This is a genomic window from Brooklawnia sp., assembly GCF_049651565.1.
GTDB lineage: Bacteria > Actinomycetota > Actinomycetes > Propionibacteriales > Propionibacteriaceae > Brooklawnia.
On record NZ_JBASCI010000096.1, the window covers coordinates 1 to 3,900 of the forward strand.

At 69.2% G+C, this 3,900-nt stretch carries 4 protein-coding genes and 1 pseudogene; 4 read left to right on the top strand and 1 reads right to left on the bottom strand.

The window, feature by feature from the left end; all coding sequences use genetic code 11:
• Both WBL05_RS04495 and WBL05_RS04500 read left to right on the top strand, forming a co-directional pair.
• Positions 1-396 (top strand): FHA domain-containing protein (locus WBL05_RS04495; RefSeq protein ID WP_424224033.1); only part of this gene is annotated, 396 nt, incomplete at its 5' end.
• A 74-nt stretch (positions 397-470) separates the two neighbouring features.
• Positions 471-1,088, top strand: coding sequence for a queuosine precursor transporter (locus tag WBL05_RS04500; protein ID WP_424224034.1), 618 nt, complete (start codon positions 471-473; stop codon positions 1,086-1,088).
• Between the two features lie 9 nt (positions 1,089-1,097).
• Here the strand turns inward: WBL05_RS04500 and WBL05_RS04505 are convergent, their stop codons facing one another.
• Positions 1,098-1,817, bottom strand: a complete 720-nt coding sequence (locus WBL05_RS04505; protein ID WP_424224035.1) for a DsbA family oxidoreductase — start codon at positions 1,815-1,817, stop codon at positions 1,098-1,100.
• Between the two features lie 183 nt (positions 1,818-2,000).
• Here WBL05_RS04505 and WBL05_RS04510 point away from each other — a divergent pair, with 183 nt between their 5' ends.
• Together WBL05_RS04510 and WBL05_RS04515 are read left to right on the top strand one after the other, a co-directional pair.
• Positions 2,001-3,284 carry an adenylosuccinate synthase gene (locus tag WBL05_RS04510; protein WP_424224036.1) on the top strand — a complete coding sequence of 428 codons (1,284 nt, stop codon included), beginning with the start codon at positions 2,001-2,003 and terminating at the stop codon, positions 3,282-3,284.
• 70 nt (positions 3,285-3,354) lie between these two features.
• Positions 3,355-3,900 (top strand): annotated as a pseudogene (locus WBL05_RS04515) (hypothetical protein); the annotation flags it as partial.

A 3,900-nucleotide genomic window follows, 5' to 3' on the forward strand; every position in this document is an offset into this window, starting at 1 on the left:
GCCCGCTGGGTGGCCGAGGTCTGGATCGACCCCGAGTGGTACCGGCTGCAGCAGGCCCCCGAGCAACTGCCCTCACCCGGCCAGCCGATGATCCAGGCGCTGCGCAAGCCCACCATCGTGATCGGCCGCACCTCGGCGGCCGGCCGGCCCGACCTGGACTGCGTGACCGACACTGGCGTCAGCCGGCGGCAGGCGGCGCTCACCACCGACGGCAGCCGCTGGTTCGTCGAGGACCTCGGGTCGTCCAACGGCACCTACCTGGGCCAGGTCGACCAGCCGCTGCCCACCCAGCCGATCTCCGGCCGGGTCGAGCTGGGGCCCCACGACCGGATCTACGTCGGTTCGTGGACCCGGATAGTGGTCCGGCCGGCGCTGGTGCAGGAGGCCCAGCTCTGAGCGATCGTCCGGCCGCCGGCAGCGAACCGGCCCACGTCAGGTACGCGTCCATCGGCTCGGGTCACTTCGCCACGATGCTGGCGATCATGATGCTGGTGGTGGTGCTGTCCAGCATCGGCGCCTCCAAGGGAGTGGTGATCGGGCCGGTGATCACCGACGCCGCGTTCTTCCTGTTCCCGCTGGCGTACATCCTCGGCGACGTGATCACCGAGGTCTACGGGCCTCGGGCGGCGAAGCGGGCCATCGCGACCGGCTTCCTGGGCAACCTGTCGGCGGTGCTGGTCTACTCGCTGATCATCTGGTTGCCCGGTTTCGACGACGACTTCGGGTTGGCCAAGCAGGCCGCCCTCGAGGTGGCGCTGGGGCCGGTGTGGATCGTGGTGCTGGCCAGCCTGCTCGGCTACGCCGGCGGCCAGAGCACCAACTCGCTGATCATGTGGGCCGGCAAGCGCCGCCACCAGGAGTCGAAGCTCTACCGGCGGCTGATCTCGTCCACCGGCGCCGGCGAGGCCGTCGACACCATCATCTTCTGCACGATCGCGGCCCGGGCGATCGGCATCGACAACTTCGCCCAGTGGGCCAACTACGCCTTCTTCGGCTACCTGTGGAAGGTGCTGGTGGAGTTGGCGCTGATGCCGATCACCGCCCGGGTGATCGGCTGGACCAAGAACCGCGAACCCAGCTACCGCTGAGCGTGCGGCTCAGCCGTTGGCGCCGCAGCCGCAGCTGCCGCACCCGCAGCCGCCGGCACCGCCGGAAACCTCGCCCAGCGTGATGAACTGCGGACGGTGGGTCTCGTCCCAGACCTGGTCGAGCGCCTGCTGGAACAGCTCGGCGGGGTGAGCGCCGCTGACCGCCCACTGGCCGTCGATCAGGAAGAACGGGACCCCCTGGATGCCGTACTGGGACGCCTGGGACTGGTCGGTGTGCACCTCCTCGGCGAACTCCACGCCATTGAGCAGGTCGCGGACGCGGTCGGCGGCCAGGCCGATCCCGGTGCCGATCCGCACCAGCACGTCGTGGTCGCTGACCACCAGCCCGTCGGTGAAGTAGGCCTGCATCAGCCGCTCGGTGGCCTGCTCGGCCAGCCCCTCGGTGTCGGCCAGCTTGACCAGGCGGTGGGCGTCGAGGGTGTTGGCCGACTTCGACTGGCGCCAGTTGTAGGTCAGCCCGACCTCCGCAGCGCGGGCGGCCAACTGCTCGTTCTGGGCGGCGACCTGCGCCGAGCTCATCTGGTACTTGTCCATCAGCAGCCCGGTGGTGTCCTGCCCCTCGGCCGGCGCGTCCGGGTCGAGCTCGAAGGCCCGCCAGACCACGTCCACCTCGTCGGAGTGCTCGAACCCGGCCAGCGCGGTTTGCAGTTCACGCTTGCCGATGTAGCAGAACGGGCAGACCACATCGGTCCAGACTTCAATTCGCATGTTCAACTATCTACCAGCCGCGACCAAGATCAACGATCCGCCACCTTGTGGGAGTCTGTGGCAGCCGAGCCTTCCGCCGGGTTAGAGTTGCGTCGCAAGAGCCCTCTTGCCACGCCCGCGGCGCGCAGGGGGCTTCGTCGTTCCCGGGCGCAGCAGGGTCCGGGGTGCAAAACGGAGGCTGACATGCCGGGCATCATCGTGGTCGGTACCCAGTGGGGTGACGAGGGCAAGGGCAAGGCAGTCGACGCGCTCGGCGAGAAGGTCGACCTGGTCGTGCGCTACTCCGGCGGCAACAACGCCGGCCACACCGTCGTGGTGGGCGGCGAGAAGTTCATCATGCACCTGCTGCCGGCGGGCATCCTCAACCGCAACGCCACCACCGTCATCGGCAACGGGGTGGTGGTCGACCTCGACGTGCTCTACCACGAACTGGACGGGCTGGCCGCCCGCGGCGAGGTGGTCAGCCACCCGCTGGTCAGCGCCAACGCGCACCTGATCACGTCCTACCACCAGACCCTCGACAAGGTCACCGAGCGGTTCGCCGGCAAGAAGCGCATCGGCACCACCGGTCGGGGGATCGGCCCCACCTACTCCGACAAGGTGAACCGGGTCGGCATCCGGGTGGCCGACCTGCTCGACCCCGAACTGTTGCACGACAAAGTCGTCGCGTCGCTGGAGCAGAAGAACCAGATCCTGGTCAAGATCTTCAACCGGCGCGAGATCAACGCCGACCTGGTCACCGAGCAGCTGCTCGGCCACGCCGACCGCATCCGGCCGTACATCGTCGACTGCGGGCGGTTGCTCAACGACGAACTCGACAAGGGCAAGGTCGTGCTGTTCGAAGGAGCCCAGGCGCACCACCTGGACGTCGACCACGGCACCTACCCGTTCGTCACCAGCTCCAACCCCACCGCCGGCGGCGCCTGCACCGGCACCGGCGTCGGCCCCACCCGCATCGACCGGGTGATCGGCGTGGTCAAGGCCTACACCACCCGGGTCGGTGAGGGTCCGTTCCCCACCGAACTGCTCGACGCCGATGGCGAGCGGCTGCGCGCCGACGGTGGCGAGTTCGGGGCGACCACCGGTCGTCCCCGCCGTTGCGGCTGGTTCGACGCCCCGGTCGTCGAGGTCGCCAACCGGGTCAACGGCTGCACCGACGTCTTCCTCACCAAGCTGGACGTGCTGTCGGGCTGGGACGAGATCCCGGTCTGCGTCGGCTACCAGATCAACGGACGCCGCAGCGATGTCTACCCGATGACCCAGTCCGAGGTGCAGGCCGCGAAGCCGATCTACCAGATGATGCCCGGCTGGAAGCAGGACATCACCGCGGTGCGCCGCTTCGACAGGCTGCCGGCCAACTGCCAGGCCTACGTGAAGCGGCTGGAGGAGTTGATCCGCTGCCGGATCAGCGGCATCGGCGTCGGCCCCGGCCGTGAGCAGGCGATCATGCTCAACGAACTGGTCTGACCTGCCCGTTCGCCATTGAAAGGCGGCCGGCGCTGGGGGACAATGGCGGCACCCCGACGATGCGGAATCGATGATGACCGTTGCCAGCCGGCCCGTCCGCCCAGACCTGCGGCCCCAGGTCGCAGCCTCGTGGCGTCGTGCGCTGGCCGCCGGGGTGGCCCCTGACGACTCCTCCGACCCGGTCATCGAACCGGATTCCCGACTCGGCGAGGCCCGTGAGCGTCACCCATTGAGCGAGATGGTGGCCGACATCCACGGCGCGATGGCCTGGGAGGGCCACAGTGACGACCACCTGCTGGTGATCACCGACGCGTCCGGGGTGATCCTGTGGATGGCGGGCTCGCCATTCCTGCGTCGGCGCATCGACCGGATCGGCATGCTCGAAGGTGCGCACTGGAGCGAGTTCGACGTCGGCACCAACGCGATCGGCACCGCCCTGCACGACCAGCGGGCGACCTTCGTCAGCGGCCCCGAGCACCTGGTCATCTCGCACCGCGACTGGCTCTGCGCCGCCGACGTCATCCGCGACCCGCGCACCGGCGAGGTGGTGGCCGCCATCGACCTGACCGCGCCGGTGAAGGCCGGCCGCTCGATCGCGGTGGCCGCAGTCCGCGCC

Coding starts and splice junctions, on each gene's coding strand:
- WBL05_RS04505 (WP_424224035.1), bottom strand. CDS start 1,817: ATGCGAATTGAAGTCTGGACCGATGTGGTCTGCCCGTTCTGCTACATC.
- WBL05_RS04500 (WP_424224034.1), top strand. CDS start 471: ATGCTGGCGATCATGATGCTGGTGGTGGTGCTGTCCAGCATCGGCGCC.
- WBL05_RS04510 (WP_424224036.1), top strand. CDS start 2,001: ATGCCGGGCATCATCGTGGTCGGTACCCAGTGGGGTGACGAGGGCAAG.